Origin of the sequence: Dehalococcoides mccartyi CG5, assembly GCF_000830885.1 — a bacterium.
GTDB classification, from domain to species: Bacteria; Chloroflexota; Dehalococcoidia; order Dehalococcoidales; family Dehalococcoidaceae; genus Dehalococcoides; species Dehalococcoides mccartyi_B.
Genome location: NZ_CP006951.1, coordinates 465,018 through 491,401 on the forward strand (window position 1 = coordinate 465,018; position 26,384 = coordinate 491,401).

General features: G+C 46.4%; 28 protein-coding genes. 15 read left to right on the forward strand and 13 right to left on the reverse strand.

All coding sequences use genetic code 11. The annotated features are described in order from the left end of the window. Window positions 1-5 precede the first annotated feature (5 nt). From X794_RS02380 to X794_RS02390, 3 genes are all read right to left on the reverse strand, one after another. Window positions 6-233, reverse strand: coding sequence for a hypothetical protein (locus tag X794_RS02380; RefSeq protein ID WP_011309122.1), 228 nt, complete (start codon window positions 231-233; stop codon window positions 6-8). A gap of 64 nt (window positions 234-297) precedes the next feature. Then, entirely contained in the window at window positions 298-837 is a 540-nt protein-coding gene (locus tag X794_RS02385) for a permease (protein ID WP_011309123.1), read from the reverse strand. Window positions 838-865: 28 nt separating this feature from the next. Further along, window positions 866-1,540 (reverse strand): class I SAM-dependent methyltransferase, encoded by a 675-nt coding sequence (locus X794_RS02390; protein ID WP_011309124.1) that lies wholly within the window; start codon window positions 1,538-1,540, stop codon window positions 866-868. Between the two features lie 43 nt (window positions 1,541-1,583). Here X794_RS02390 and X794_RS02395 point away from each other — a divergent pair, with 43 nt between their 5' ends. From X794_RS02395 to X794_RS02410, 4 genes are all read left to right on the forward strand, one after another. Beyond that, window positions 1,584-2,963 carry an elongator complex protein 3 gene (locus X794_RS02395; protein WP_011309125.1) on the forward strand — a complete coding sequence of 460 codons (1,380 nt, stop codon included), beginning with the start codon at window positions 1,584-1,586 and terminating at the stop codon, window positions 2,961-2,963. Window positions 2,964-3,178: 215 nt separating this feature from the next. Next, entirely contained in the window at window positions 3,179-4,117 is a 939-nt protein-coding gene (locus X794_RS02400) for a methyl viologen-reducing hydrogenase (protein WP_011309126.1), read from the forward strand. A 31-nt stretch (window positions 4,118-4,148) separates the two neighbouring features. Beyond that, window positions 4,149-5,588 (forward strand): Ni/Fe hydrogenase subunit alpha, encoded by a 1,440-nt coding sequence (locus X794_RS02405; RefSeq protein ID WP_011309127.1) that lies wholly within the window; start codon window positions 4,149-4,151, stop codon window positions 5,586-5,588. A 2-nt stretch (window positions 5,589-5,590) separates the two neighbouring features. After that, complete coding sequence (locus tag X794_RS02410) at window positions 5,591-6,094, forward strand: hydrogenase maturation protease (RefSeq protein WP_012984266.1); 504 nt, start codon at window positions 5,591-5,593, stop codon at window positions 6,092-6,094. Here the strand turns inward: X794_RS02410 and X794_RS02415 are convergent. Genes X794_RS02415 through X794_RS02425 form a run of 3 tightly spaced genes read right to left on the reverse strand, consistent with a single transcriptional unit; the run spans window position 6,091 to window position 7,656 of the window. Next, window positions 6,091-6,396, reverse strand: coding sequence for a hypothetical protein (locus tag X794_RS02415; protein WP_011309129.1), 306 nt, complete (start codon window positions 6,394-6,396; stop codon window positions 6,091-6,093). The genes X794_RS02410 and X794_RS02415 overlap by 4 nt on opposite strands. A gap of 17 nt (window positions 6,397-6,413) precedes the next feature. Then, on the reverse strand, window positions 6,414-6,953 hold the full coding sequence (locus X794_RS02420) for a peroxiredoxin family protein (protein ID WP_034376640.1): 540 nt from the start codon (window positions 6,951-6,953) through the stop codon (window positions 6,414-6,416). Window position 6,954: 1 nt separating this feature from the next. Continuing rightward, entirely contained in the window at window positions 6,955-7,656 is a 702-nt protein-coding gene (locus tag X794_RS02425; RefSeq protein ID WP_015407003.1) for a cytochrome c biogenesis CcdA family protein, read from the reverse strand. 83 nt (window positions 7,657-7,739) lie between these two features. Between X794_RS02425 and X794_RS02430 the strand changes: the two genes are divergently transcribed. The 4 genes from X794_RS02430 to X794_RS02445 all read left to right on the forward strand — a co-directional run bounded on the left by X794_RS02430 (window position 7,740) and on the right by X794_RS02445 (window position 12,135). Continuing rightward, a complete protein-coding gene (locus X794_RS02430; RefSeq protein WP_034376638.1) occupies window positions 7,740-8,879 on the forward strand; it encodes a RecB family exonuclease in 1,140 nt (379 codons plus the stop codon). 20 nt (window positions 8,880-8,899) lie between these two features. Beyond that, window positions 8,900-9,388 carry a small multi-drug export protein gene (locus X794_RS02435; RefSeq protein WP_011309133.1) on the forward strand — a complete coding sequence of 163 codons (489 nt, stop codon included), beginning with the start codon at window positions 8,900-8,902 and terminating at the stop codon, window positions 9,386-9,388. 197 nt (window positions 9,389-9,585) lie between these two features. Then, window positions 9,586-10,335, forward strand: coding sequence for a radical SAM protein (locus X794_RS02440; protein ID WP_011309134.1), 750 nt, complete (start codon window positions 9,586-9,588; stop codon window positions 10,333-10,335). Continuing rightward, the gene (locus X794_RS02445; RefSeq protein WP_011309135.1) at window positions 10,336-12,135 is read left to right on the forward strand and encodes an adenosylcobalamin-dependent ribonucleoside-diphosphate reductase; all 1,800 of its coding nucleotides are present in this window, start codon (window positions 10,336-10,338) and stop codon (window positions 12,133-12,135) included. It abuts the gene before it with no gap. Here the strand turns inward: X794_RS02445 and X794_RS02450 are convergent. From X794_RS02450 to X794_RS02460, 3 genes are all read right to left on the reverse strand, one after another. Continuing rightward, complete coding sequence (locus X794_RS02450; RefSeq protein WP_011928955.1) at window positions 12,132-13,136, reverse strand: HD domain-containing phosphohydrolase; 1,005 nt, start codon at window positions 13,134-13,136, stop codon at window positions 12,132-12,134. The two genes, X794_RS02445 and X794_RS02450, sit on opposite strands and share 4 nt — an antisense overlap. A gap of 29 nt (window positions 13,137-13,165) precedes the next feature. Beyond that, window positions 13,166-15,724: a PAS domain S-box protein gene (locus X794_RS02455; protein ID WP_011309137.1), complete on the reverse strand. Its 2,559-nt coding sequence runs from the start codon at window positions 15,722-15,724 to the stop codon at window positions 13,166-13,168. A 175-nt stretch (window positions 15,725-15,899) separates the two neighbouring features. Then, window positions 15,900-16,232: a YkgJ family cysteine cluster protein gene (locus tag X794_RS02460; protein WP_011309138.1), complete on the reverse strand. Its 333-nt coding sequence runs from the start codon at window positions 16,230-16,232 to the stop codon at window positions 15,900-15,902. Window positions 16,233-16,313: 81 nt separating this feature from the next. On the opposite strand from X794_RS02460, the gene X794_RS02465 reads away from it, so the two are divergent. The 7 genes from X794_RS02465 (at window position 16,314) to X794_RS02495 (ending at window position 23,069) form a co-directional block, all read left to right on the forward strand. Next, on the forward strand, window positions 16,314-17,579 hold the full coding sequence (locus tag X794_RS02465) for a hypothetical protein (RefSeq protein ID WP_011309139.1): 1,266 nt from the start codon (window positions 16,314-16,316) through the stop codon (window positions 17,577-17,579). A gap of 142 nt (window positions 17,580-17,721) precedes the next feature. Beyond that, window positions 17,722-19,041 (forward strand): KamA family radical SAM protein, encoded by a 1,320-nt coding sequence (locus tag X794_RS02470; protein WP_011309140.1) that lies wholly within the window; start codon window positions 17,722-17,724, stop codon window positions 19,039-19,041. Next, window positions 19,013-20,029 carry a D-alanine--D-alanine ligase family protein gene (locus tag X794_RS02475; protein ID WP_011309141.1) on the forward strand — a complete coding sequence of 339 codons (1,017 nt, stop codon included), beginning with the start codon at window positions 19,013-19,015 and terminating at the stop codon, window positions 20,027-20,029. Before X794_RS02470 ends, X794_RS02475 begins: the two co-directional genes overlap by 29 nt. 130 nt (window positions 20,030-20,159) lie before the next feature. Then, window positions 20,160-20,591, forward strand: coding sequence for a Fur family transcriptional regulator (locus tag X794_RS02480; protein ID WP_011309142.1), 432 nt, complete (start codon window positions 20,160-20,162; stop codon window positions 20,589-20,591). 17 nt (window positions 20,592-20,608) lie between these two features. After that, complete coding sequence (locus X794_RS02485) at window positions 20,609-21,460, forward strand: metal ABC transporter solute-binding protein, Zn/Mn family (protein ID WP_012984275.1); 852 nt, start codon at window positions 20,609-20,611, stop codon at window positions 21,458-21,460. Window positions 21,461-21,462: 2 nt separating this feature from the next. After that, a complete protein-coding gene (locus tag X794_RS02490) occupies window positions 21,463-22,227 on the forward strand; it encodes a metal ABC transporter ATP-binding protein (protein ID WP_041344463.1) in 765 nt (254 codons plus the stop codon). After that, window positions 22,224-23,069 carry a metal ABC transporter permease gene (locus X794_RS02495; RefSeq protein ID WP_011309145.1) on the forward strand — a complete coding sequence of 282 codons (846 nt, stop codon included), beginning with the start codon at window positions 22,224-22,226 and terminating at the stop codon, window positions 23,067-23,069. The genes X794_RS02490 and X794_RS02495 overlap by 4 nt, the downstream gene beginning before the upstream one ends. 23 nt (window positions 23,070-23,092) lie before the next feature. Here X794_RS02495 and X794_RS02500 read toward each other — a convergent pair whose 3' ends face one another. The 4 genes from X794_RS02500 to X794_RS07495 form a co-directional block, all read right to left on the reverse strand. Further along, complete coding sequence (locus X794_RS02500) at window positions 23,093-23,443, reverse strand: hypothetical protein (RefSeq protein WP_011309146.1); 351 nt, start codon at window positions 23,441-23,443, stop codon at window positions 23,093-23,095. 115 nt (window positions 23,444-23,558) lie between these two features. Continuing rightward, window positions 23,559-24,689 carry a cell division protein FtsZ gene (gene ftsZ / locus X794_RS02505; protein WP_011309147.1) on the reverse strand — a complete coding sequence of 377 codons (1,131 nt, stop codon included), beginning with the start codon at window positions 24,687-24,689 and terminating at the stop codon, window positions 23,559-23,561. Window positions 24,690-24,721: 32 nt separating this feature from the next. Then, on the reverse strand, window positions 24,722-25,924 hold the full coding sequence (gene ftsA, locus X794_RS02510; RefSeq protein ID WP_011309148.1) for a cell division protein FtsA: 1,203 nt from the start codon (window positions 25,922-25,924) through the stop codon (window positions 24,722-24,724). Window positions 25,925-25,983: 59 nt separating this feature from the next. Next, window positions 25,984-26,193, reverse strand: a complete 210-nt coding sequence (locus tag X794_RS07495) for a hypothetical protein (RefSeq protein WP_011928966.1) — start codon at window positions 26,191-26,193, stop codon at window positions 25,984-25,986. Window positions 26,194-26,384 lie beyond the last annotated feature (191 nt).

Sequence of the window (26,384 nt, forward strand, 5' to 3'; positions counted from 1 at the left end):
GGTAGTTACTCTTCGTCTCCGCCCCGTGACTTGCGTTTTAAATCGCCCAGAGACTTCAGCCGTTCAAATTCCATTTCGTCTATGGGTTCGCAGAGTTTGACCGCACCCCGTTCAATGAGTATTTTATAAAGTTTGCGGCATTTCCAGCATTTATAAGGTCCTTCGTATACCTCGTCAGCCAATGAAAAACTGCCAATTACGCCACAATCAGGGCAGGGGATTTTTGCCATCATCTTGCAGGTACTTCCTTTCACAGACTTGTGTTTATAGCGTAATAGTTTAGCCTTTAGGGCAAAACTATTCAAGCAGGTTTACCTTGGAAAATAGGGCGTTGGCCAGCATTCCGGCGGCCAGAGGCATCAAGGCGGTTACCGCCAGCCGTATCAGGGCAAATTTCCAGCCCAGCATGCCAATTTCAAGGGGCAGACGGTTTACCGCCAGCAGTGACCAACCGGTCATGAAAGCTACCATAGTACCAGCTCCAGCACCACCGCCCAGCAATCCGGCGGCAATAGGCATACAGCTATAAGGCCCGCCCGGCATCAGCCCGCCAACAGCCGTACCGATAAGTACGCCCTTGAAACCTGATTCCTGACCCAGCCACTGGCTGACGGTCTCTTCGGGTATGATAACCCTAAGCATACCGGCAATAACAAAGGCCAGTACCATCATGGGTAATACCTGAATAAATATATCCCAGGCGGCTTTAAATCCCTCTACGTGGGCGCCGTTTTTGTTGTAAGCAATAATGCTAACCACCACTGCTATAACTGCCAGAATCAGGGTGGGGATTATCATGGAAGGTCTTGAGCCTCTCTCGCAACTGTTACTTGCCATATTCCTTATACCAATATATCCTAAAGTCTTATTTTTTTAAAGTTTGTTTTTCAAGTAGCAGGCAAATATTCCGGGCGAAATATTTTGGTCCGCGGTGGCTTTTTTCGCCTGACGAACTGACTACCCTGAAGCCGGCTTTTTTGACCAGTGCTTCAATCTCCCAGCAGGTATACAGGCGATAATAACGTTTGAGTATTTGGTCTGGGCTTTTCCATGGCACCAGAGTCTCTCGCCCCTTAAACCAAAAGCGGGGCTGGAGGCGGTTCCAGACTGTCAGAAATATTTGACCATCGTCTTTCAATACCCTTCCGAATTCCTGCAGGACTTTTAGTTGGGAATCCTGCCCTTTCAGGTGGTGAAAACTGGCTACGGCAATCAGCCAGTCAAACTCGGCATCTTCAAAGGGCAGATTTTGCATATCTGCCACTGCCAGATTAGGTTTGAAGCCGTGCTTGCGGGCATATTTTCCGGCTTGGTTTATCATTTCGGCTGAAAAGTCTATACCATAAAGTTCAAAGCTGTCTTTAAAGGGTATGAAGTCTGCTCCGCAGCCGCAACCGGCATTAAGAAGCTTGCCTGTTTGCCATTTTGCAGCCAGTGCTGAAAGCTCGCGGCTGAAAATGGAGCGATGGCGAAAGCTGTACCAGCCGGCGGCTATACGGTCAAACACCTGTGACTGGGAAGTAAAATTTTGTTCGTTCATAGCTTTAGGTTATAATTAACTATCCTTACAGATAAGAGTATATATGAAGAAGCTTTCCCGAACAATATCAGGTGTTACCCCGGTGGCGGTTATGACCAAGCCGCTACCATGCCCCGGCAAGTGCATTTATTGCCCCACTTTTGCCGCTACTCCCCAAAGCTATACACCTGAATCTCCGGCTGTTTTGCGGGCTAAAAGCTGTGAATACCAGGCTTATAAACAGGTTGCCCTTCGCCTGAGGATAATACAGGACATGGGACACCCTACGGATAAGGTTGAGCTTATAATCATGGGTGGCACTTTCCTTTCGGCAGATATCACTTACCAGTACGGCTTTATTAAAGATTGCTACGACGCTTTGAACGGAGTGGTGGCCGGCAGTCTGGAAGAAGCCAAAACCATAAATGAAACCGCCCAGCACCGCTGTGTGGGTTTATGTATTGAAACCCGTCCGGATATTTGCGGGAAGGCCGAAATACAACGGATGATAGATTTCGGGACTACCAGAGTGGAACTTGGCGTCCAGATGCTGGATGATGATATTTATAAGCTGGTTGAACGGGGACATAGGGTTTCAGATGTGGCTGAGGCTACGTGTCTTCTGCGTGAATACGGCCTTAAAGTGCATTACCACTGGATGCCCGGACTTCCCGGCTCTTCTCCTGAAAAAGATCTGGCACTTTCCCGGATGGTGTTTGAAGACCCGCGGTTTTGCCCTGACGGGCTTAAGCTTTATCCCACTATGGTAGTGGAAGGAACTATACTAGAACAGTGGTGGAAAGAGGGAAGGTACACCCCCTATCCCAATGGCACCATGACCGGGCTGATTGCGGATATCAAAGCACTGGTGCCGCCTTACGTGCGTATTTCACGGGTACTTCGGGATATACCGGCTGTATTTATTAGCGCCGGCCTCAAAGACTCCCTGAGGGACGGGGTTCGCCAGATACTGGAAAGCCGCCACCAGAAGTGCAGGTGCATACGTTGCCGTGAATACGGCCACCGCCAGCGGAAAGGGCAGACCAGCGGTGAACCTACCTTAAGGCGTCTTGATTATCCTGCCTCAGGTGGCAAGGAGATATTCCTTAGCTTTGAAGATGCCTCTGACACTCTGTATGGTCTGCTCAGATTGCGTATACCCTGTGCATCGCTGCCTGTTCTGGGTCAGAAATATGGTGCTAAAACAGGGCTGGTGCGTGAACTGCATGTGTATGGCACAGAACTTTCACTTGGGGAACAGGGAGACCAGTCTGCCCAGCACCGGGGTCTTGGACGGAAACTGCTGGCGGAAGCGGAGTGTTTAGCCCGTGATGAATTCGGTCTTGACTCACTGGCTATTTTAAGCGGGGTGGGTGCCAGAGAGTATTACAGGTCACTGGGGTATGAACTGGTGGCTGGGTATATGTGCAAGCACTTAGACTGATATTCGCGGAGACTTTGGCAGGTTTTGCCCTGTTGGGTTACAAGTGTTAAACTACAGGTGTAAATTTCGCTGATATATAAGTAAAACTAACTTAAAGTGAATGGTAAAAACGTTTTTTAGGTGCTAGAATATAAACAGTTGTTTTATACAGTACCTTGTGTGTGTTACCTGCTTATATAGCACGGGAAAGCAAAAGACATGGCTAGGAGGATAAAATGGTCCGTGTTGCTGAAGAATGGTTTGCAGTATGCGGAGGGTGTGAGCTCTCTCTACTGGATATAGGCGAACCACTGCTGGATGTTTTACCCCACTTGGAAATAGTTCATATGCCTGTTCTTATGGACCATAAACTTCTTGGACAGTGCGGCGACGGCAAGAAACTGGAAATCCCCGAAGCTGATCTTGGCATAATTACCGGCGGTATCAGAAATGAGGAAAACCGGGAACTGGCTCTGGAAATGCGCAAGAAGTGCAAGATAATAGTAGCCTTGGGTACGTGTGCCTGTTTCGGTGGTATCCCCGCTCTGGCTAATCTTTCCACTACCGAAGAAATGATGGAACAGATTTACAGCAAGGAGAAAGGCACTGAAAAGTCTGATTCTCCCAGTGATAAATCCCTCCCCAAAATGCTTGACCGTGTTTACGCCGTAGATGAAATGATCAAAGTAGATATTCACCTGCCAGGTTGTCCTCCCACACCCACCCATATAGCTGAACTGCTGGGTGCGGTACTTGAAGGTAAAAGCTTTGCACTTCCCGAAAGAAGTGTTTGTGATACTTGCCCCACCATACGCGAAAAACAATCTACCGGCGGACCTATCAAACGTTCTTTGCAGAACGCCCAGTTTACCCCCGGCCGATATGACAATATGCGCTGTCTGAACGAACAGGGGTTATTCTGTTTGGGACCGGTTACCAAGGCCGGTTGCAACCGTATTTTGGGTGCTGACCCTTCAGAAGAAATTCCCCGCTGTATAAAGGCTTATATGCCTTGCCGCGGCTGTTTCGGGCCTATCCGGCAGGGTTCTAATCCCACTGCCGACATGATGGGTTCTTTAAGCTATATCGGGCGTGATCCAAAGGAGATTGTTGACCGGGTGGCCACCATAAACCGCTTTATCGGTTCGGGTAGACTCCGCCCGCAGGATAAGTAATAACTACCCTTAGTTTATTCGGAGGATATATATGAAGCAGATTACAATTCAACCGGTTACCAGGATTGAAGGTGCCGCCAAGGTTGTTATAAGCCTTGATGATAGTGGTAATGTATCTGATGCCCGCATGCATATTATAGAGCTTCGCGGTTTTGAAAAATTCTGTATAGGGCGTCCGGTAGAGGAAATGCCCCGTATTACCCCGCGTATCTGCGGTGTTTGCCCGCTTTCCCACCATCTGTGTTCTGCTAAGGCCTGTGACAGTGTTTTCGGGGTTACCCCGCCGTCTGCCGGCCGCAAACTGCGTGAGCTGGCTAATGCCACCGCTTATCTGGAAGAACACATTCTCCACTTCTTCTTTTTAGCTGGAGCAGACCTTGTAATGGGTCCGGGTGAAAACTACTCCATGCGCAATGTTTTCGGTATAGCCCAGAAGATGCCTGAACTGGGGCAGAAGGTTATCCGTTCGCGCCATCTGGCCTCAAAAATGCTTGATTACCTGCTGGGAAAAGATATCCACCCGGTAGCGGCTGTGGCTGGCGGGTTTTCAAAACCGCTTACTGAAACTGAACGTGAAAAAATGATGGAAATGGCTAAAGAGCTGTTGGAGTTCTCCAAGTTCTCCATAGCTTATGCCAAAGAAAATCTTTTCAGCAAATATGAAGGCCTGATCAAGGAAATTGGTGTTATCAAGACCGGCTTTTTGGGTACGGTGGATAAAAATGGTGCTCTAAACCAGTATGACGGCAATCTTCGCCTTATGCGTCCTGATGGCAAGTTTACCGAATTTGCCCCAAAAGATTACCTTGATCACATTACCGAACGGGTAGAAGACTGGAGTTACGCCAAATTCCCTTATGCCAAGGAGCTGGGTGAGTTCAATATGGATTTGGACAATCCCTCCGGCATTTTCCGGGTAAATACTCTGGCCCGTATAAATGCCTGTGACCGGATTGCTACCCCTCTGGCTCAAAAAGAACTGGAAGAATTTAGGGCTAAATTCGGCCGTCCTGCCCAGCAATCACTCCTTTTCAACTGGGCACGCCTGATAGAGCTTTTATACAATGCAGAAAGAGTGATAGAGCTTCTTTCTGATCCCGAAATTACCAGCACCAATACCCGCGTACCGGTAACTCCCAAAGCCGGTCGGGGAGTGGGTTGTGTAGAAGCCCCCCGCGGCACTCTTATCCACGACTATACTACGGACGAAAATGGTCTGGTTACCGATGCCAATCTGGTGGTAGCTACTGTTATGAACAATGCTGCTATAAACATGTCCGTAAAACAAGCCGCCCAAACTCTTATCAAGGGTGGCAAATACAACGAAACTATTTTAGATGAAATTGAAATGGTTATACGGGCTTATGACCCTTGCTTGTCCTGCTCTACTCACGAGCTTAACGGCAAAGTAGCGGTCAGGCTGGATATAGTTGATGCAAACGGCCAGCTGGTCCAGACTTACTCTAACTAAATATGGATTATTTACCGGAGTATTGTTCCCGTCCGGTGGTTGTATTCGGTTGCGGAAATATACTCTATGGTGATGACGGTTTTGGCCCGGCTGTGGCAGATTACTTAAATACCCATAGCCGGGTTCCTTCTTTTGCCTGCGTTATGGATGTGGGCACAGCTATCCGAGAGCTTTTATTTAACATAATAATAAGCGACACCAAGCCTAAAGTTATAGTTTTGGTAGATGCTATGGAAACAGGGCTGGGAGTAGGGGAAATGGGGCTATTAACGGTAGACCAGGTATCTCCGGAAAAGATAAATGACTTTTCTCTACACCTTATGCCCACTCTGAATATGCTAAAAGAGCTTCATGCTGACGGGGGCGTGAGAATAGATGTACTGGCAGTTAAGCCTGAATACATTCCCCTTGAGATGGAACAGGGGTTAACCGGAAAAGTTCAAAAAGCGGTAGCCGAAACAGCCCGTTATATCGTGGATACCTATTTCAGCCAGCCGCTTCTTTAGTTTATTTCCTGACTCCAGTTCTGCATCATTTCCTTTAGCTTCTGCCCCAGTTTAGGGTTATTCCGCAGGCGTTCAATGAAAATGGGGCAAGCCTCCAGCATGGAGTTTTGGGCGGCGGAAGCCATGGATAACATTTGTTGCATAGCAGCCTCATCCTGAGGTGCATTCATACCCGGACCGCCATTTTGCACCTGACGGCGGATATCTTCAGAGGTGTAGCGCATGGGAGTTGTGCAAGCCCGGTACCAGGGGCATTCCTTGCACTGGGCTATATTTGATGCTTCGTTTAATATATCAGTCATTGGTTACTCCTTAGTTCTTAGTTTATCTTGTTTAGCTGGTTATCAAAATCTGTCTGGCTGAAAAATGCCCCGAATTTTATGGCTTTTATTATGCCTTCGGCATTTATAAAATAGGTAATGGGAATATAATTGGCATTATAGGTTTGCCCTGTAGCACCGGTGGTATCCAGCAGTACCGGAAAGGTAAACCGGTTGTCCTTCAGAAACTGCTCTATCAGTGATTTATTTTCTGTTATATTTACCATAAGAATCTTAATGCCGCTGGGGAGAGCCTTGTTTTTTAGGTAGGCCGCTTCAAAGAAAGGCATTTCCTGTTTGCAGTAACTGCAGCTTATTTTCCAGAAGTTTAAAATTACCCCTGAACCCTGCAGGTTACTTAGCCTTATTTCCTGACCCGTAAGGTTTTTCAGGGAAAAATCAGGTGCCAGATTGTTTATTTTAATGCCTGCCACAGGTTGTTCACCATTGTCAGCCGGAACTGGCGTGGTTTGGCTGCAGGCGGACAGGCAAAGGCTACTAAGAAGCAGGAAACTGAGGGCTATAAGTTTACTTTTCATTTCAAATCTGCAGAGTGCTGAAAAAACCTATTCGATTACCAAGTATAAGTATACCAATAAATATCAGTATCACGCCACTTGCACCGTATATAGCAGCTGAGTAGCGGCTGATTTTATGTACGAGCGGTAAGGTCTTTTGAATGAGCAGTCCCAACAGTACAAATGGAATGCCCATACCCAGAGAGAAAACAGCCAGCAGAGCCGAACCATAGAGCGGGCTTTCCCCTCCGAATGTAATGGATAGTATGCTTCCCAGCATTGGGCTTATGCAGGGCGTCCAGGCAAGGGTAAAAACCGCCCCGCTTAAAAAAGACCTGATATATCCCCCGGTTCTCAGGTTTTGCTGACTGGCCAGATGCTTTTCAAAACTGAGGGACGGAAAACGCAGGCTGAGTAGCATATATGTGCCAAAGATAACAAGCATTCCCCCGGAAAGTATCCTTACCCAGAGGTCACTGGGGTTTATGATAACCCCGCCCAGCCCGGATAAAGCCCCAAGGCTGGTAAAGACAAGGCTGAAACCGGCTACAAAGGCTATTGAATGCCGCAGAGCTTTAAAAGAAGTAATGGAGTTTGGCTGGGCATCAAGGACATCAGCTCCGGCCAGACTGGCCAAATAAATGGGCATCATTGGCAGTACACATGGTGAGAAAAAAGCGGCCAGTCCGCCCGCAAGGGCTAAAAGGTAAGATACATCTTCCAAGCCTATCTTGCACCTTCCCATAGCCCTGAGAACAAGGCTATAATGTACTTTAATATTATATCAGTTTTACAGGCGGAGTATTTATGCGTCCCCTTTCTTACAGCCAGATAGACCAGTACCAAAGCTGTCCCCTAAAATACCGTTTTCTCTATATTGATGGCCTGAAACCGTTAGAAAAGGGATATTTTAGTTTTGGTACAACTTTGCATGACTGTGCCGAGCATTTTTTCAGGGTAAAAGTACCTCCACCCCTCAGTCTGGAAAAACTGATGGAGTATTACCAGTCGCACTGGCGGTCTGGAGGATACGAATCTGTTGAAATAGAAAAAAACTACCGCCAGTTAGGCAGGGAGATACTTGCGGAATTCCATCGCATACACCGGGCTGATTTTCATATGCCGCTGGCAGTAGAGCACCAGTACACCGTAAATCTGGATGGAGTCAAACTAACCGGCAAGATAGACAGGGTGGATAAACTCCCCTCAGGTGAACTCTGTATTGTGGATTACAAGAGTAATAAAGACCTGTTTTCGGCTGAATACGTTCAAGACAACCTCCAGCTAAGCCTTTACCAGCTGGCGGTAGAGCAGATTTGGTATTTGCCGGTAGGTGAACTTTGCCTGTATCACCTGCGTTCAAATACAGTTATGCGTTGTCCTGCCAGAAGTAAAGAGGTTATCGCTGATGCCCGGCGGCTGGTGCTGGAAGTAGCCGGAAAAATAGAAAAGGCCATTTTCCCTGCCTGCGAAAACAATTTTTGCCCGTGTGACTTTGCCCATCTTTGTCCGCTGTATCGCCACAAATATGCACCCCCTCCGCAGTTACCCGAAGCATCACCTATAGATATACCCTTAGCGGTAGAGGAATATGTGATGCTTCAGTCACGGAAAAATGAAATTGAAGTCCGGATAGAAAGCCTCAAAGAGGCTATCATTGAATACTGCCGTGCTAGTTCGCTTGGGCGGGTATTTGGCAGTGAACACGCATTAAGCTACAAAGAGGTTTCACGCAGCGGGTATAACAACCAGGCGGTATATGATTTGCTTGAACCGCTGGGGTTGTGGGATAAGGTTTCAGAACTGGATAAAACCCTGCTTGAGAAATATCTGGAAACAGATGCCTGCGGGAAGGAACTGAAAGACCGGATACTGGCTTTGAAAGAGGTTGTATCCACCTCCCCGCGGTTATATGTCAAACAGGTTTCAAAAGACAAGGATAGTTGAAAGTACAGGTTTATAGATAGATGTTTTTTCAAATAATCGGCGTATTTTTGTTGGCACTGGTGGAAATCTGGCTTGCGATACCTATAGGTTTGATTTGGGGTTTAGACCCGTGGCTGGTTATCCTGCTGGTAATCGGGGGCACTCTGGTTGGAGTAGGTATTATAATCCTTTTGGCAGAGCGGGTACGCAGCGGCTCAAACCGCTGGCTGGATAAAAATCGTACCGGTGATGCAACGTTAAGCCTCTCAGCCCTGTTTGCCCAAATCATTTCTGCCCTGCAGGAAAGACTTCATTCAGGCCGTTTGTACAAAGTCTGGTTGAAATATGGGATTATCGGGTTAGGCATTTTATCTCCCGTGCTGACCAGTGCCCCCATAGCTGCCTTTTTGGGTGTTATGCTAAGTGCAGACAGACTTAAGCTATTTATCTGGATATCAGTCGGGGTGGCGGTTTGGACAACCGGGCTTACTTTGGCTATGCATTTCGGTTTGATACTGCTGGGGATTTAAGCTGATACAAAATATCCGGAATGCTTAGGGAAATATTTAAAAAACCTGATGCTAAAAGCAAAAACATATGGTACAATAAATTCTAGCAAACAAAGAGTTAGATTGCTAAAAGCGATTATTGTTTGGGTATTTTAACAGTGTTATACTTATAAAGGCGAGCCTTCCAAGAGGCTTGCTAATCATGTTTGGGGGACTGAATGAAGGTTTATCATCTGGCATATGAGCCAAGTTACCATTCAATGGATTTTCATTTTTGGACTGAATGTAATTTAAAATGCCGTGGTTGTTATACCAATTACGAGGTTTATGATTTTGGCCTGCTGGATGACCCGGTAGCCGAAATCATTACCCGTGAAAGACAATCTCCTCCCACTGAATTTCTGTCTTTTGACCAGGTCATGGAAAAGATAGACGGGTACACTATAAAATACGCGGTTTTTCTGGGTACTGAAGCGGTACTTGATCCCGAACTGCCTAAACTTGCCAAGGCCGTTCATGAAAAATATGGTTCTTTCAATATCCTGCTGACCAATGGTATCAGGATGCCAGATCTTACAGATATTGACCAGATTATTTTTAGTCTGAAGGCTTACTCCGAAGATATTTATCGTGATTATACCAGCCGTTCAAATAAATCTGCGCTGGAAAATCTGAAGAAAATACATGCCGGTCTGGGTGACCGCAAACTTCACGTGGAAGTGGTGTATATACCTGATTATATTGCCAAAGACGAGATAGAAAAGGTTGCCCAGTTTTTGGCCAGTATAGATAAAGATATGTCTTTCCGTATAGATGCGTATTTCCCAATTCCGGGTTGCCCGTGGCGGGCAGCTAACAAGGAAGAAGTGGAAGAAGCTGCCGTGGTTGCCCGCAAATACCTGAATAACGTAGTAGTACTTACTCTGGATATGAAACGAATCGGTGATAAGGCCGTTAAGGTTTTTTAGATGACAGTAGGATTCGGCAGACAATCAATTCCGGCAAATGTGCGTTTATCCACTACCGCCAAGAGGGTACTGGAGAAGAGGTATCTTAAAAAAGATGATAGTGGCCGGGTGATTGAAACGCCGGAAGATATGTTTCACCGGGTTGCCAAAGTGATGGCATCTGCCGAACACAAATATGCACCGGGTACGGATACCAGCCGTATTGAAGAGGAATTTTATCAGGCTATGTCCCGCTTGGAGTTCCTGCCTAATTCTCCTACCTTGTTGAATGCCGGACGGCAGGCTGGCCAGCTTTCGGCCTGTTTTGTCCTGCCGGTAGAAGATTCCATAGAATCTATCTTCGATGCCGTAAAACAGACGGCTCTTATTCATAAAAGCGGGGGTGGCACCGGGTTTTCTTTCTCTGACCTGCGTCCTGCCGGAGACAAAGTGGGTGAGCTGACGGAAGTGGCCGGAGGACCGGTTTCGGTAATAAATATATTTGCCGCCGCCGCAGATTATGTGCGTCAGGGTGGTGTGCGCCGGGGGTGTAACGCCGCTATTCTGGATGTAACCCATCCGGATATTCTCAATTTTATTTCGTGCAAGGGTGACCCCAATGCCCTTACTAATTTCTATATTTCAGTTGTGGTCACCAGAGACTTTATGACCAAGGTGCGCAGTGGTGAAGACTATGACATTATTAATCCCCATACCGGTGAAGTAGTCCGCAGGCTCAATGCCGCCTGTGTGTTTGATTGTATTGTAGACCAGGCATGGAAAACGGGTGACCCCGGCTTGGTATTTATAGACCGCATAAATGATGATAACCCCACCCCATCCATAGCTCCCATCAGGCACGTAAGCGGCTGCGGTGAGCAAACCCTTTTGCCGTATGAATCATGCAATCTGGGGTCAATTTCTTTGCCCCGTATGCTTAAGCGTGACGGTGAACGGGTAGTGGTGGACTATGAAAAACTGGGGCGGACAGTCAAAATGGCTATCCGTTTTCTGGATAATGTAATAGACGTAAATAAATTTCCCACCCCTGAAATTGAAAAAGCCACTTTGCGTAATCGCAAGATAGGCTTGGGGGTCATGGGTTTTGCCGATATGCTGGTTTTAATGGGCATACCTTACAATTCTGAAGAAGCTATATTTCAGGCCGACCAGATAATGGATTTTATCAAAGAAACTTCTCATCGGGCTTCATCCAAGCTGGCCGAAATCAGAGGGTCTTTCCCCGCTTATGAAGGCAGTATGTATGACGTACCGGGTGGACGCCCCATGCGAAATGCTACCTGTACCAGCATAGCTCCTACCGGCACGCTTTCTATTATCGCCGGGGTATCTTCAGGCATAGAGCCTTCTTTTGCCATGGTATTTGTGAGGAATATACTTGATGGTGAAAATCTGCTGGAGATAAACCCGTATTTTGAAGAAATGGCCAGACGTGAAGGGTTTCATTCAAGAGAGCTTTTTGAAAAGCTGGTTTCCTCAAACCACCTGCATGATATGGAGTGTATACCGGACTGGCTTAAACGCCTGCTGGTTACCGCTCACCGCATTCGCCCCGAATGGCATATCCGTATTCAGGCGGCTTTCCAGAAATATACTGACAATGCGGTTTCCAAGACTGTAAATTTCCCGCATGAAGCTACCCGTGAGGATATGGCAAATGTGTTTAACATGGCCTATGATCAGGGGCTTAAGGGTATAACGGTTTACCGTGATGGAAGCCGGGCTGCCCAGCCATTGTGTACCAGCGAGTCGGGTGTCAAGCTGGTAGATCAGTATCTGGATAATTGCGCCTGCCATTAGGTATGGTTGTTCATACGGGCAAATACAGCTACAATCTCCGGGTCAAATTGTATACCTGAGCACCGTTTCAGCTCTTCCCATGCTTCTATATCTGTCATAGCTTTGCGGTATGGTCTGAGAGAGGTCATGGCATCATAGGCATCAGCCAGTGCCATTATTCTGGCTCCCAGCGGTATTTCTTCACCCTTCAGCCCGTCAGGATATCCGCGTCCGTTAAAATGCTCATGATGGTGGCGGACTATTTTCAGAATTTCATGGTCTTCGGTTATGGGGGAAAGAATGCGTTCACCCACGCTGGGGTGGGTTTTGATGTGGTTATATTCATCTTCGGTCAGATTGCCGGCCTTATTCAGGCAGGCACTCCTGATACCTATCTTGCCTATGTCATGTACCAGCCCGGCTAAACGTATCTGCTCAACCGTGGCAAAAGGTAACTCCATAGCGCCGGCAATAGCCACTGAAGTTTCAGCTACCCGCTGTGAATGGCCGATAGTGTAACTGTCTTTGGCTTCAAGTGCATAAGCCAAGGAAGTAATAGCGTTGAAGAAAGAACCGCGGATTTTTTCCGCCTGATCTTTTATCTTTAATTCCAAATGTTCCTGGTAATCACGGTTTTCCAGTATAAGGCGGCGTTTTTCCAGTGCCCGCTCCATACCCATGATTACGGCATCCAGTTTGAACGGTTTGGTTACGTAGTCATATGCGCCCAGCTTCATGCAGTTTATGGCGGTATCGGTATCGCTTATGGCTGTGGCCATTATAACAGCGGTATCAGGTGAGACAATACGGATTTCGGGTAAAATATCCATGCCGGAAAGCCCGGGCATCTTTATATCCAGTATTGCCAGTGCGATATCATGGTTTTTTACTATTTCCATAGCTTCGGTAGCATTTGAGGCGGTCAGACATTTGTAGCCTTCGCTGGTTATTTTCTGGTAAAGCAGACGGCGTATCGTGTCTTCGTCATCTACTGTTAAGACAGTTTCACTTTTTGTAATCATGCATACCTCTTAGAATAACTGACGGTTATTTAATCTGGCTGGTTGATTGGAATCTCTATAAAAAAGGTAGCGCCCTTACCTTCGGAACTTTCTGCGTATAGTTTACCACCGTGCTGGGTGATTATACCATGTCCGATAGATAGTCCTAACCCCGTACCTTTGCCTACTTCTTTAGTGGTAAAAAACGGATCAAATATATGATTTAAGACATTTTCTGACATACCCGGACCATCATCCCGAATAGAAATCTGGATACTGTCGTTAAATTTGCGGCTTGAGATTACTATGGTACCTTCACCATGTGACTGGGTCATAAAATATTCAGCATTTATGACTATATTTAAAAGCACCTGCTGCATCTGGAAGTAGTCTGCTTTTATCTCCGGCAAATTTGGATCCAGATTGGTAATTAGCTGAATGTTATGGACTTTCTGCCCGTAGTTGCAGATAGCAAGCACCTTATGTATTATCTGGTTCATGTCCACCCAGTCTTTGGATGGTTCATGGCGGCGGGCAAAGGTGAGAAGGTTACGGATTATTTCAGCCGCCCGCTGAGCTTCCTGGCTGATTATCTGGATATCCTGTCTCAGGTCTTCGGGCAGAATTTTCTCCTGAATAAGCTCTGAAAAACCTATCACACTGGTCAGAGGGTTATTAAGTTCATGAGCCAGTCCGGCGGACAATTCGCCCAGTGAAGCCAGCCGATCAGTTATCATCAGTTGGGCGGCTATCTTATGATGTTCGGTAACATCCTTTATGGTGTGCACAGTTCCCATAGATAGCCCGTTTGCGTCCAGAATGGGGTCAATTGTTTCTTCAAAATGCTTATCTATATTTTCCTCAAAATACGCGATACGCTGGGTCTTTTTTGTATTAAAAGCTATAAGTTTCGGGCAATTTACTTTTGGGCAATCGGCATGGTGCAGTACCTGGTAGCATTTCTTGTTTAAAACGTCTTGGGGCTGGCAGTTCAGGGTTTTTGTAAATGCCCGATTAGCCCGCTGGATATTAAAGTCATTATCCAGCAGAAATACTATATCGGATATATTATCAAATGTTATTCTCCATTCCTCTGCCGCCCTTAATAACCGGGCGTCCACTTTCTTGCGCTCAGTTATATCCCGTAATACGGCACAGCAATAATCAATCCCCTCAAACTCAAGGAAATTGCACATTACTTCAATAGGTATTTGCTGCCCGTTTTTTGTAAACATGTCAGATTCTAATGAGAAATTGATAGCCTGTTTTAGTCTGACCCAGAGAGTTTTCCATCTTTCCGCAACGCATACAGGATTTATATTTATTACGTTTAAACTGCACAGTTCTGTCCGAGTGTAGCCCAGTGATTGGCAGGCAGACATATTGGCGGCTATTATACTGCCGCTTTGATTAATCCAAAGAACAGAATCTGCCGTATGCTCAACTGAAAATGAGGTGAATTTCAGCTGTTTTTCGGCTTTTTTGCGCAGGTGGATATTTCGGGCTATGGCTACGTTGTATTCCATGTTATCGCACTGCATATAGTTGGCGGTTATTTCCACCGGTATTTCTTCGCCGCTTATGTTTCGGTGGATAGATTCAAAACTAAGGTAGGCGCTGGTTTTCAGATTTTTCCAGTGCGCTTTCCAATCAATCTGATTAGTTATCAGGGCGTCTATATCCGTGACTTTTAGTTTTAGCAGGTCTTCTCGTCTGTAGCCGAGAGAGTTACAGGCTGATTGATTTACATCTATGAAATTACCCTCAGAATCAGTCCAGAATATGGCATCTGTAGTTTGTTCCAGTGCAAATCTGGTCAGACGGAGCATTTTTTCGGATTTTTTGCATATTGTAATATCGCTGGCTGAAAGTTGCAGATAGGAGGATTTGTTATCCCTGTTGATTATCCGGCTATGGCCGGAAAACCAGCAGGTTTGGCCGTTTTTATGGATTAGTTGAAGTTCAAAAGGTTGTCCGGTATCGGGTTTGCGGTCTTGAAACATTTTAATAATAAGGTCGGTTGTTTCACGGCTGAACAATCCGCAAGACTTCCAGTCTTCACCGGTTACTTCGCTCACAAGATAACCGGTTACTTCCTCAAATATGTGGTTAGCAAATATCAGTTTGCCGTCAGGCTGAAAACCCATTACCAGAGGAGTTGCGGGCAGGTTTTTATCTGAAAAATCAGGGTGATTTGCATTATGCCGGACCTGATGTTGGCACTGGATATAGAATATTAGTCTGCCCGAAGATAGTTTACATAATATTTCTGCTGAAACCGGCAGCCCCTTTTTGCAGGGGATATAACAGGGTATCGGACCTAGAGGTATTCTAAACCGATCAAGTGTGTGGGTGTTAGGTTCCAAACCTATTGGTTTTAGTATGTCTTGTGACAGGGTAGGGTTAGCCAGGTAATCCTCAGGTGAATAACCGCTGATAGAAGCTGAGTTTGAACTGACATAAATCAGCTGGGGTTCGGGCGAGGTTTTAAATATCAATACAAGATTGCGGGTACTTTCTATCATGGAAAGTATCTCTGTCAGGTCTGCACTTTCGGGCAAAACATTTTGCCTTGCAGAGGTGTGGCAGGATCTGTATTGGTCTTGCATATCCTTTCGCTGTTTGCCCTATAGTTTTGTTACAGGTGCAGGGCAGAAGGCTCAGATATATTAAAATTATACCAGGTTGAGAGTTAGACTGATCTCAGTATAACAGGGAAAGTGCCAAATGTCACGTGTTTTGACAAAAAAGATATATTGCAGTGAGAAATTACGACAAAAGGCGTTAAGGCAGCAGGCCTTCGCGGCATTCGCGGTGTTTGAAACTTGGCTGATAGTCCCGACAGGCTTGGGGTTTAAAGTCATGAATGGTACACAGAGATAAATTGTCTACTCCGCGTCCCATAAAGATACAGCCGTTTTGGTTGTGGCGGATAAGCATGGTTCTATGCCCGGGCCAGCGTTTGTCTGCATACTTAGCCTTGAATTCATCAAGGCTAAGGCTCAGATGATTAGCAATATTTTGGGCTTCGGCCATTTCCAAATGGGGCTGAAAATGAAGGCAGCAATTGCCGCAGCGTCTGCATTCAAAAATATCGGTGTTTTCAATATCATTCATGTACTTCATTATAGTTGTCGGTTTGTGTTATTATCAAGGTAATGTTGATAAGGTTCTGGTAAGTGATATAATCATTAAAATATGAAAATGAAAAAAGACTACATAATTAAACTTATTGCTACTCTGGTTATAAGCGGAGTGCTGTTTTTTGGTTCTGCTACAGTAAACAAGGCGGCCTTGGAAGGGCAGCTGTATTTTTCTGATGTTATTATCAAAGTAGGTACAAAGCTTACTGTGTATGGTCAGAATTTTCTGCGCCAGAGCAATGTAAAGCTGTTTTACGATGACCAAGAGGTTGCTCTTGGGGCGACCAATCAGTTGGGTGAATTTACGCTGAGCTTTATTATCCCGCCATCAGGACGGGGGCTGCACGCTGTAAAGGCGATAGATGCTGACTACAATATGGGTAGCGGATTAGTTCTTATGGAGAGCTGGATTGAACTGTCTGAAAATGAGGCTGCCATCGGCGAAACTGTTAATATACGGGGTACAGGTTTTACCCCCTTAACATCAGTCAGCTTTTATTATAGTGATACGCCCCTTATTGTCACCCCCAGCATTGTAAAGGCGGATCTGACAGGTAGTTTCTCGGTAAATTTTGCAGTCCCTGAACGCTTTGCCGGCGTTTATCTGGTGGAAGTACGTCAGGGAGATTATATAAACAGCCAGAGTTTAAAGGCGAATGTCTGGCTGGATATTAACCCGGAAATAGGTTTGGGCAAGGCACTTGATGTCGGGACGGAACTGAATATTCACGGCAAAGGGTTTAAACCTAATGGTCAGGTAGATTTGCGGTATGACGGTGTCTCTTTACTGGTGGTAAATATAGATGATAAAGGCACATTTTCTGCCCAAGTAGTTATCCCCGCAGGTGCGGGCACCAGCCATAGCCTGACACTGGATGACGGGCAAAACCGGATAGTGCGCGAAGTTTGGCTGGAAAATACATCTCCATCAGCCCCCGTCATTACTTTGCCTGCTTCAGGTGAGGCACTAAGTTATCCGTTTACCTTTGGTTGGGAAGGGGTAAATGATGCAAGCGGCGTTGAGTATGTTTTCCAGATAGCCTCTGATAGCGGGTTCGGCAGTATATTACTGGAGATAAAAGGCATAAAAGTTAGCCAATATATTCTGACTGACAATGAAGATATAAATAATTCACCTGCTGCAAGTTTTTACTGGCGGGTTAAAGCTGTTGATGGCGCCGGAAATGAAAGCGGTTGGTCTGAAACAGGTGTTTTTGATAAAGCCTCACTAGTCCAGAATCTGGGGTTGGTTGTTGGGGTGGGGGCTGGGCTTGTTGCCATTATTCTATTCATGTGGTGGGCTATCCGAAACCGCCGGTAATCTCAAAAAAAATATTTTTAACCTCCCATTGGCCTACGTTTGGGCTTCCTTGACAGTAGCTATGTTTCGTGTAGAATATTATTCACAGTGACGTGTACCTGTGGTAAACGCCATAAATTGTTAAGGAGGCTTAAAGCCTAACGTGACCAATACCGAAAAAATTAAAAACAAACAATCGGATGACCCTCTTGGCGCAGGTACAATTGAAAATTGTGGTAAGGTAGACGATGAGCCCCCCAGTAGGCCTAACCAAACAAAAAGATTTAGACTTAAATATTTCCCCAAGGTAAGTGACCAGGATTGGAATGACTGGCACTGGCAATTCAAGAACCGTGTTACTTCTGTAGCAGAAATAGCAAGGTTTTTTCATTTGTCTGCGGAAGAATACCGGGATATGGACACGGTGTCTGCGGTATTCCCCCTTTCTGCCACCCCTTATTACCTTAGTCTGGTAGATTTTGATAATGTTAATGACCCCGTAAAACTCCAGCTTATACCGGATACAGCCGAACTTTGCTTTGATGCTCACTGCTGTTCTGACCCTTTGGAAGAAGCCCACAGTTCGGTAGTGCCCGGTCTGGTACACCGCTATCCTGATAGGGTAGTAATGGTGCTGACAGATATTTGCCCTGTGCTTTGCCGCCACTGTACCCGTAAAAGGGAGTGGAAAAATGGTGGCTGGGTGCATACTCAGGCAGAGATAGACGCCATGTTGGCCTATATACGCCAGAATCAAGCTATCCGAGATGTCATAATATCCGGTGGTGATCCCTTGACCCTGTCCACATCACGCTTGGAAAGTGTTCTTTCGGCCTTGCGTTCCATATCCCATGTAGAAATAATCCGCATTGGCACCCGCTATCCTGTAGTTTTACCCCAGAGGATAGATGATGAACTCTGCAGCATGCTTTCCAAGTATGGGCCTATTTGGCTTAATACCCATTACAATCATCCTAATGAAATAACAGATGAATCCCGCCAAGCATGTGATCGTTTGGTCAGGGCGGGCGTACCTGTAAATAACCAGTCGGTGCTTTTAAAAGGCATAAATGATAGCTTGCCCGTCCAAAAAGCTCTTTGCCATAAACTCTTGATGAGCAAAGTGCGTCCTTATTATCTGTTCCAATGTGACAATGTTCAGGGTACAGAGCATTTCCATACCCCCATTGAAACCGGGGTGGGTATTATTGAGGGCTTGCGTGGTTATACCTCTGGTTTGGCTGTGCCGAATTATGTTATAGATTTGCCCGGAGGCGGCGGCAAGATTACCATCCAGCCGGACTATGTGCTGGATAAACAGGCTGACGAATATATAATCCGTAATTACAAGGGTGAGATAATCCGTTTTAAAAACCCGGGTGGTCACAAAGTTTTTAGTAATACCGGTAGCACAGGTACTGTTAAAACTGCCGCTAAAATAAATGGAGAAACAGATGCGAATAGGGCTGTCATACGATCTTAAACTGGCTTTGACCCCGGTAACCGGCGGCCCTGATGATGCGTTGGAGGAATATGACTCACCGGAAACGGTGGAGGCTATAACGAACTCCTTAACAGCGGCTGGACATGCTGTTTACCGTTTGGGTGGAGGTAAAGAATTTTTACGCAAGGTACAGGAACAGAAACTGGATCTTGTTTTCAATATTTCAGAAGGTTTGGGTAACTACCGCAGCCGCGAAGCTCAAATTCCCGGTGTTTTAGAGATGTTAGATATACCTTACACCGGTTCAGACCCGCAGACACTGGCAATCTGTCTGGATAAACCACTAACCAAGAAATTGGTGGCTGGTGCGGGCGTAAAGACTGCCAAATGGCAGTTGGTTAGCAACTGTGAAGAGCTTTCAACCATAGACTGGTCGGATTTCCCTTTGCCGGCTTTCCTGAAACCAGCCTGCGAGGGTTCCAGCAAGGGTGTGCGGTTTGCTTCCCGGGCGGAAAGTACCGACGAGATAATGAGGATGGCTACAGAACTTTTAACTACCTATAACCAACCTGTTTTGGTAGAGGAATTTATAAATGGCGACGAAATTACGGTAGGTGTTATAGGGAACGATAAGCCTAAAGTTCTGGGTATAATGCGGATTGTGCCTAAAACCAAAGCCGATTATTTTGTGTATTCCATTGAGATAAAACGCAACTGGCGGCAGATGGTAGAGTATGAAGTACCGGCGGCCTTACCTGCCAAAACTCTGGCCCGTATTGAAAAAGCCACACTGGATGCGTATAGAGTACTGGAATGCCATGATCTATGCCGGATGGATTTTAGGGTAAGCCCGGATGGTACGCCGTATTTTCTGGAGGTTAACCCGCTTCCCGGTCTTAACCCTGTCAGCGGAGATTTACCTATTATGGCATCTAAATTAGGTATCAGCCACGCAGATTTGGTGTTAGAAATACTTAACACTGCCATTGCCCGCCATAATTTGGTAGCGGCAGACTGTTTGGCCTGAGTTAAATATGGGGTTCAATCAAGCCTCCTTCGGGAGGCTTTTTATTTGGCAGATGGGTATGGTTGAGTGTCTTGCTATTTGAAAACGCTGAAGCTATAATTGAGAAAAGGTATCAATTAGAAGGATTTACGTGACAACTATCCAAAGCCGTATACGCCAGAATAAATACAAGATAACTCCCCAACGGCAGGCCGTTTTGAAGGTGCTTTCGGCTGCCATTCAGCCGCTTAGCCCTGCAGAAGTGCATAAACTGGTACAGGCAGACAAACCGGCAACCGGTATGGCTACTGTGTATCGGTCACTTCAGCTTCTGGCTGAACTGGGGCTTATTTGCGAACTTCATACCGCCGGAAACTGCCACCGCTACTTGCTAAAACGTATAGATTCCCATCACCACCATCTGATATGTTCCGGGTGCGGTCAAGTTGTTCATGTGGAGGGGTGCGGGCTTAAAGAGATTACGGAAAATCTGTCCAGACAAACAGGATTTGCCATTGATACCCATTTGCTGGAGTTTATTGGGCGGTGCCGGAATTGTCAGAAGGGGACTGGTAAAGTATGAAATTTAGGACATTATTTTTGAGTTTGATTCTAGGGGTTACACTTCTGAGCAGTTTACTGCTGGCAGGCTGTCAGGAAGAAACACCCTCTACTGCTAAACTGAAAATTGCAGTCAGTATAGTGCCACTAAAGGAGTTTACTCAGCAAATTGCAGGGGATAAGGCTGAGGTAGTTCTTATGGTTCCTCCCGGAGCAGAGCCGCATACTTATCAGCCGCTTCCTTCGCAGATGGTAGATGTAAGCCAGGCAGATATGTATGTGAAACTGGGATCTGATTTTGGTTTTGAGCAAAACTGGCTTTCAAAAATATTGTCATTAAACCATTCTATGCTGGTTGTAGACAGTTCGGTAAATATTACTCTTGAAAGTAGCCTAGAGGATAGCGGGGCAGATCCGCATATTTGGCTTTCCCCGCGTAATGCTATCCAAATGGTTAAAAATATCACTTTGGGGCTGATGAGTCTGGATCCCGAAAACCAAAGTTATTATGCCGCCAACAGAGATGCTTATCTGGCAAAGCTGGAGCAGCTGGATAACGAAATAACATTGGCCTTCAGTAATCTTTATAACCGCACTTTTCTGGTCTTTCACCCTGCTTGGGTTTACTTCGCCAGAGACTATAATCTGAAGGAACTTTCTATTGAGATAGAGGGCAAAGAGCCCACCCCCCAACAAATGATAGAAATTATAAATATGGCAATACAAAATAATATCAGCATTGTTTTCGCTTCGCCCCAATTTTCCAGCCGAAGTGCGGAGGCTATTGCTTCTGAAATAGACGGCAGGGTAGTGATGATAGACCCACTGGCAGAAGATTACATAACGAATATGGAGTTTGTTTACAAACAAATGCAAGAGGTTATGAGCTGAGCATGCCTGTCGTACCTGCCCTGGTGTTTAAGGGAGTGACAGCCAGTTTTGATGGGCTGGCAGTACTGGAAGATATTACTTTTTCCCAGCCCACAGGACGGATGCTGGGAATTATCGGTCCAAATGGGGGAGGGAAAACTACTCTTCTCAAGCTGATTTTGGGGCTCGTTCAGCCTGATTGCGGCACTATAAAGGTGCTTGGCAAAAGCCCTGAGGATGCCCGGCCGGAGATTGGTTACGTTTCCCAGTACCACCTTTTTGACCGTGATTTCCCTATAAGTGTTTTGGAAGTGGTGTTGATGGGCAGATATTCCAAGCGCGGGTTGGCACATAGTTACCGTAAGGAAGATGTGGCTCTGGCTGAAGAATATCTGGATAAAGTGGGCATGTTGCCGTTTATTAACCGCCAGATAGGCCAGCTTTCAGGCGGACAGCAGAAGCGGGTATTTATAGCTAGGGCTTTGGTTAATCAGCCAAAACTGCTTATTCTGGATGAACCTACTGCCGGGGTAGATGCGGCCATGCAAACCGGGCTGTACGAACTTTTAGAATCCTTGAAAAAAGATATGACTATTATTATGGTGACCCATGATATCAGTGCAGTGGCAGTATGCATAGATGATATTGCCTGTTTGAACAAGCATTTGTCATACCACCATGCCGAAGAGGGTTTGACTGCTGAAGATTTGGCTGAAACTTATAATTGCCCAATCCAGCTTATTGCACATGGGCAGGTACCTCACCGGGTGCTAAAGGAACACGAATGATAGAGGCTTTGGGTTATGGCTTTATCCAGAATGCTATTTGGGCAGGGCTGCTGGCGGCAATAGGCTGCGGTATTATTGGCAGCTACGTCGTGGTAAAAAAACTGGCATCCATCAGCGGCGGTATTGCCCACGCTTCCTTTGGCGGAATCGGTCTGGGGTATCTGCTGGGCATTAATCCGGTGCTGGGTGCGCTGGCATTCAGTTTGCTGGCTGCTGCCAGCATGGGTACTCTTACTCGCCGAAGCCGCATAAGTGAAGATACTATTATCGGTATGCTTTGGGCTTTAGGTATGGCTCTGGGCATTATCTTTATTGGTTTAACTCCCGGTTATGCACCGGATTTATTCAGTTATCTTTTCGGCAATATCCTGACAGTGCCGTCTTCAGATCTGGTGCTTATGCTGGTGCTGGACGCACTGATAATAGGGGTGGTCTGGTTTTTCTATAAGGAATTTTTGGGGGTATCTTTTGACGAGGAATTTTGCCGGGTAAGCGGTATGCCCACCGGGCTGTTATATGTAATAATGCTGGGGCTTATAGCGCTGACAGTGGTAATGCTGATACGAGTAGTAGGTATAATACTGGTAATAGCTTTACTGACCATACCGGCAGCAGTAGCCCGCCGTTTTACGGATAGCCTTTTAAAGATGATGGGGCTTTCAATAGGATTTGGGGTGGTTTTCTGTTTGGGCGGGCTGTGGCTTTCCTATATACTGGATTTCGCTTCCGGGGCTACTATTATACTCTTTAGCGTGGCGGTATTTCTGGCGGTTTTAGCTTTCAAGGGCAAAAAGAAACAAGAGCCGGCTTCAGATAAAACCGGCTGCATCAACCACGAATAATGTCCTTCTTCTCTGTTACAAAACTAGTGTGTGCCCAGAGGTCTGGTCTGGGGGAAAACATTTAGACCTATCAGCTTGCGTCTGGAAAAATTCTGCTGCTGTTTCCACTCCATGTTCCCCAAGCGGGTTACCATATCCCTTAGGGCTGGTTCACTAGTCAGGCAGTAAAGTTCAGCCCCGCCTTTTTGACAGAGCTTGATTATGCCACTGGAAACCAGCGATTGAAGGGTGGGCAATATATCGCTTCCATCTTCTATGGTGCTTGCAATAGCAGAGCGGTCAAAGCGGGCAAAAGGATGCTTGCTGAAAAGAAGGATTATCTGGCGGCTGGTGTAATCTACGGCACTTTGTTTCAGAAACTCATCAAGTTCCATCTTCGTTTCCTTATCTATGTCAACCCTCGTTAGCTTTAAGACTTAGATGTCTAGAGAGTGGCAGGGGAGGGAGTTCAACCTGCCACTCTCTTTCAAGATATAAAAATGTAGAATATTATCTGCTTAAGAAACGCGGCGGAGCCTGATGTGCGGCAGGAGCCGGTTTCCGGATGGAAGGCTGAGCGGATCGGTAACGCATAAACGAAGGAACTTCCAGTTCTTCCTGAGTTTTGCTTCTCAGACCTTTCATCATACGGGTCATTTCTTTTTCATGGTTGTTGGAAAGCATGCTTTCCTTGGTGGCAAAACCGGTGGCTATCAGGGTTATCTGTACTTCCTTACCCATGCGGGGGTCAGTGCTGACACCAAAGATGATATTGGCCTGTGGGTCAACCGCCTGACGGATAACGTCTGCTGCGGAGTTTACTTCCATAAGGGAAAGGTCTTCGCCGCCGCATACGTTGTAGATAACACCCATAGCACCGTCAACCGCTATATCCAGCAGCGGGCTGGCCAGAGCGGCTCTGGCGGCATCAGCTGCCCGGTTCTGTCCGGCACCCTTGCCTATAGACATCCAGGCGGGGCCGGCATCTTTCATGACGGCTTTTACATCTGCAAAGTCCAGGTTGATGATACCCGGAACGGTGATAACTTCGGCAATGGCCTTGACGCCGTTGCAAAGAACTTCGTCAGCCAGTTTAAAAGCCCCGTCAACCCCTGTTTTTTGGTCAACCATATCCAGCAGGCGGTCATTGGGGATAATAATAAGCGTATCAACGCTATCTACTATGTTATTTATGCCTTCTTCGGCGGTTTGCATGCGGTGAGCACCCTCAAAGCAGAAAGGCTTGGTGCATACCGCAATGGTCAGAGCGCCGGATTCCTTGGCTATTTTGGCAACCACGGGGGCTGAGCCGGTGCCTGTACCGCCACCCATACCGGCGGTTACGAAAACCATGTCAGCACCTATTATGTTTTCTTTGAGCTCGCTCAGGCTTTCTTCGGCAGCTGCTTTGCCCATGGTGTGGTTACCGCCGGCACCCAGACCGCGGGTGCAGCGTTCACCAATCTGGATTCGGGTAGCAGCTTCGGTAATAGCCAGATGCTGGGCATCAGTATTAACGGCTATAAACTCTACGCCCTGTATGTTATCCCGAACCATGCGGGTTACAGCGTTGCTGCCTGCACCGCCGCACCCGATAACTTTAATCTTTGCGCCACTGGGTACATATACTTTTTTTGACATTCTTTTATCCTTAGTAAATCATTATCCTTTCGTTAGTTTTTGGGGTTCCCAAACATTCGTGAGATAAAGCCGCCTTTAGCACTTTCTTCAGTGGTTGGGTGGCTCTTTGAGGCGTCTCGGTTATTGATACTCCAAAGCAACATGCCAACAACATTGGTACAGGCAGGATCATTTAAGATATCTGATACACCAAATAAATTGGGGGGAGTACCTACCCGTACCGGGAGCCGCAGTACTTCGCTGCCAAGCTCTGCAATGCCGGGGAGGTTGGCAGTACCGCCGGTTATTACCAGCCCGGAAGGTACCATTTTGGAATAATCATCGCTGGGTAACTCCAGGATAATGAGGCGCAGCAGTTCTTCAACCCGCATCCTGACAATCTCGCAAAGGTCAGGATAAGAGAAGGTATGTCCGCTTTCAACAAAGTTAGCGTCATTACATTCACCGGGTATTACACTGCTATATCTTTGTTTGATATCTTCGGCCATCTCAAAAGGAATGCCCAGACCCACAGAAACATCGTGGGTTACCTGTGAGCCGGCAATGGGCAGAACTGATGTATGATAAATACTGTTGCCTTTGAAGGCAGCTATATCTGTAGTGCCGCCACCGATGTCAGCCAAGATAACACCCTTTTCGCGTTCTTCATCGGTTAATGCTGCTTCAGCACTGGCTAAAGGATTGAAGACCAGGTCGTCAATCTCTACGCCGGCAGCACGGATGCACTTGGTAAGATTTTCAATTGAATTTGAAGCGGCGGTAATAATGTGGGTTTCGACATCCAGGCGGAAGCCATGCATGCCTACCGGATTACTAACGCCTTCCTGACCATCCACCGAATAATTACGGGGGATGATGTGAAGTACCTTTCTGTCCTGGGGCATAGTGATACTGCTGGCAATATCTATAGCCCTTTGCAGGTCACTCTGGCGCACCAGGTGGTCGTTTCGGGTGATACTGATAACTCCGCGGTTGTTTTTAGAGTTGATATGTTTTCCGGTTACGCCTATCAAGGCGGATTTGAGTTTATAACCAGCAGTTCTCTCTGCCATGCTTACCGACTCACGGATGGCTTCCTTAGCTTCATTAAGGTTAACCACCATGCCCTTCTGCAAACCACGAGAGGGGACAACCCCTACTCCCAGTATTCTCAGGTCTCCGTTTTCGGTGTCAGCCATAACGGTACAGATTTTACTTGTACCGACGTCTATGGCCGCTATCTGTCTCCTTTTCATTTTATTGCCTCTCCCTCATTTTTTATCCCCCGGCAACCCCTATATATATAGGTAGTTACCTACTTGACGTGGCGAAAATGAACATTCCATTTACCGGATAGTGACTCAATAAAAGCCTTTGAATCAGTGCTGGGCGCGCGGTATAATTCTGCTAGGAATCCATGAAGAAGTTCACCGCCACTCATGCCGGGCATAGGTTCAGCCGGCCCGGGTAGATTGATATGTACAATCTCCGTCATCAGCTTCTGATACTCAATTGCAGTCCCCATAGGTATTTTCCCTCCCTTGAAGATTCAGTTGTGCCACATATTAATCCGTTCCAAATAGAGCCGTCAAATTTAGTCCAAAATAATTTTGGAATATTCTAGCTGGAATTAGAACACTTGGAACTATTATAAAAAACGTCCTCAAAAATACCAGTTAATCCAACATTGGAATATACGCCAAAACAGATTAAATT

Bases quoted from the DNA above. Each gene is read 5' to 3' on its own strand.
- X794_RS02380 (WP_011309122.1), bottom strand. From the start codon at position 233: ATGATGGCAAAAATCCCCTGCCCTGATTGTGGCGTAATTGGCAGTTTT.
- X794_RS02385 (WP_011309123.1), bottom strand. From the start codon at position 837: ATGGCAAGTAACAGTTGCGAGAGAGGCTCAAGACCTTCCATGATAATC.
- X794_RS02390 (WP_011309124.1), bottom strand. From the start codon at position 1,540: ATGAACGAACAAAATTTTACTTCCCAGTCACAGGTGTTTGACCGTATA.
- X794_RS02395 (WP_011309125.1), top strand. From the start codon at position 1,584: ATGAAGAAGCTTTCCCGAACAATATCAGGTGTTACCCCGGTGGCGGTT.
- X794_RS02400 (WP_011309126.1), top strand. From the start codon at position 3,179: ATGGTCCGTGTTGCTGAAGAATGGTTTGCAGTATGCGGAGGGTGTGAG.
- X794_RS02405 (WP_011309127.1), top strand. From the start codon at position 4,149: ATGAAGCAGATTACAATTCAACCGGTTACCAGGATTGAAGGTGCCGCC.
- X794_RS02410 (WP_012984266.1), top strand. From the start codon at position 5,591: ATGGATTATTTACCGGAGTATTGTTCCCGTCCGGTGGTTGTATTCGGT.
- X794_RS02415 (WP_011309129.1), bottom strand. From the start codon at position 6,396: ATGACTGATATATTAAACGAAGCATCAAATATAGCCCAGTGCAAGGAA.
- X794_RS02420 (WP_034376640.1), bottom strand. From the start codon at position 6,953: ATGAAAAGTAAACTTATAGCCCTCAGTTTCCTGCTTCTTAGTAGCCTT.
- X794_RS02430 (WP_034376638.1), top strand. From the start codon at position 7,740: ATGCGTCCCCTTTCTTACAGCCAGATAGACCAGTACCAAAGCTGTCCC.
- X794_RS02435 (WP_011309133.1), top strand. From the start codon at position 8,900: ATGTTTTTTCAAATAATCGGCGTATTTTTGTTGGCACTGGTGGAAATC.
- X794_RS02440 (WP_011309134.1), top strand. From the start codon at position 9,586: ATGAAGGTTTATCATCTGGCATATGAGCCAAGTTACCATTCAATGGAT.
- X794_RS02445 (WP_011309135.1), top strand. From the start codon at position 10,336: ATGACAGTAGGATTCGGCAGACAATCAATTCCGGCAAATGTGCGTTTA.
- X794_RS02450 (WP_011928955.1), bottom strand. From the start codon at position 13,136: ATGATTACAAAAAGTGAAACTGTCTTAACAGTAGATGACGAAGACACG.
- X794_RS02455 (WP_011309137.1), bottom strand. From the start codon at position 15,724: ATGCAAGACCAATACAGATCCTGCCACACCTCTGCAAGGCAAAATGTT.
- X794_RS02460 (WP_011309138.1), bottom strand. From the start codon at position 16,232: ATGAATGATATTGAAAACACCGATATTTTTGAATGCAGACGCTGCGGC.
- X794_RS02465 (WP_011309139.1), top strand. From the start codon at position 16,314: ATGAAAATGAAAAAAGACTACATAATTAAACTTATTGCTACTCTGGTT.
- X794_RS02475 (WP_011309141.1), top strand. From the start codon at position 19,013: ATGCGAATAGGGCTGTCATACGATCTTAAACTGGCTTTGACCCCGGTA.
- X794_RS02490 (WP_041344463.1), top strand. From the start codon at position 21,463: ATGCCTGTCGTACCTGCCCTGGTGTTTAAGGGAGTGACAGCCAGTTTT.
- X794_RS02495 (WP_011309145.1), top strand. From the start codon at position 22,224: ATGATAGAGGCTTTGGGTTATGGCTTTATCCAGAATGCTATTTGGGCA.
- X794_RS02500 (WP_011309146.1), bottom strand. From the start codon at position 23,443: ATGGAACTTGATGAGTTTCTGAAACAAAGTGCCGTAGATTACACCAGC.
- ftsZ (WP_011309147.1), bottom strand. From the start codon at position 24,689: ATGTCAAAAAAAGTATATGTACCCAGTGGCGCAAAGATTAAAGTTATC.
- ftsA (WP_011309148.1), bottom strand. From the start codon at position 25,924: ATGAAAAGGAGACAGATAGCGGCCATAGACGTCGGTACAAGTAAAATC.
- X794_RS07495 (WP_011928966.1), bottom strand. From the start codon at position 26,193: ATGGGGACTGCAATTGAGTATCAGAAGCTGATGACGGAGATTGTACAT.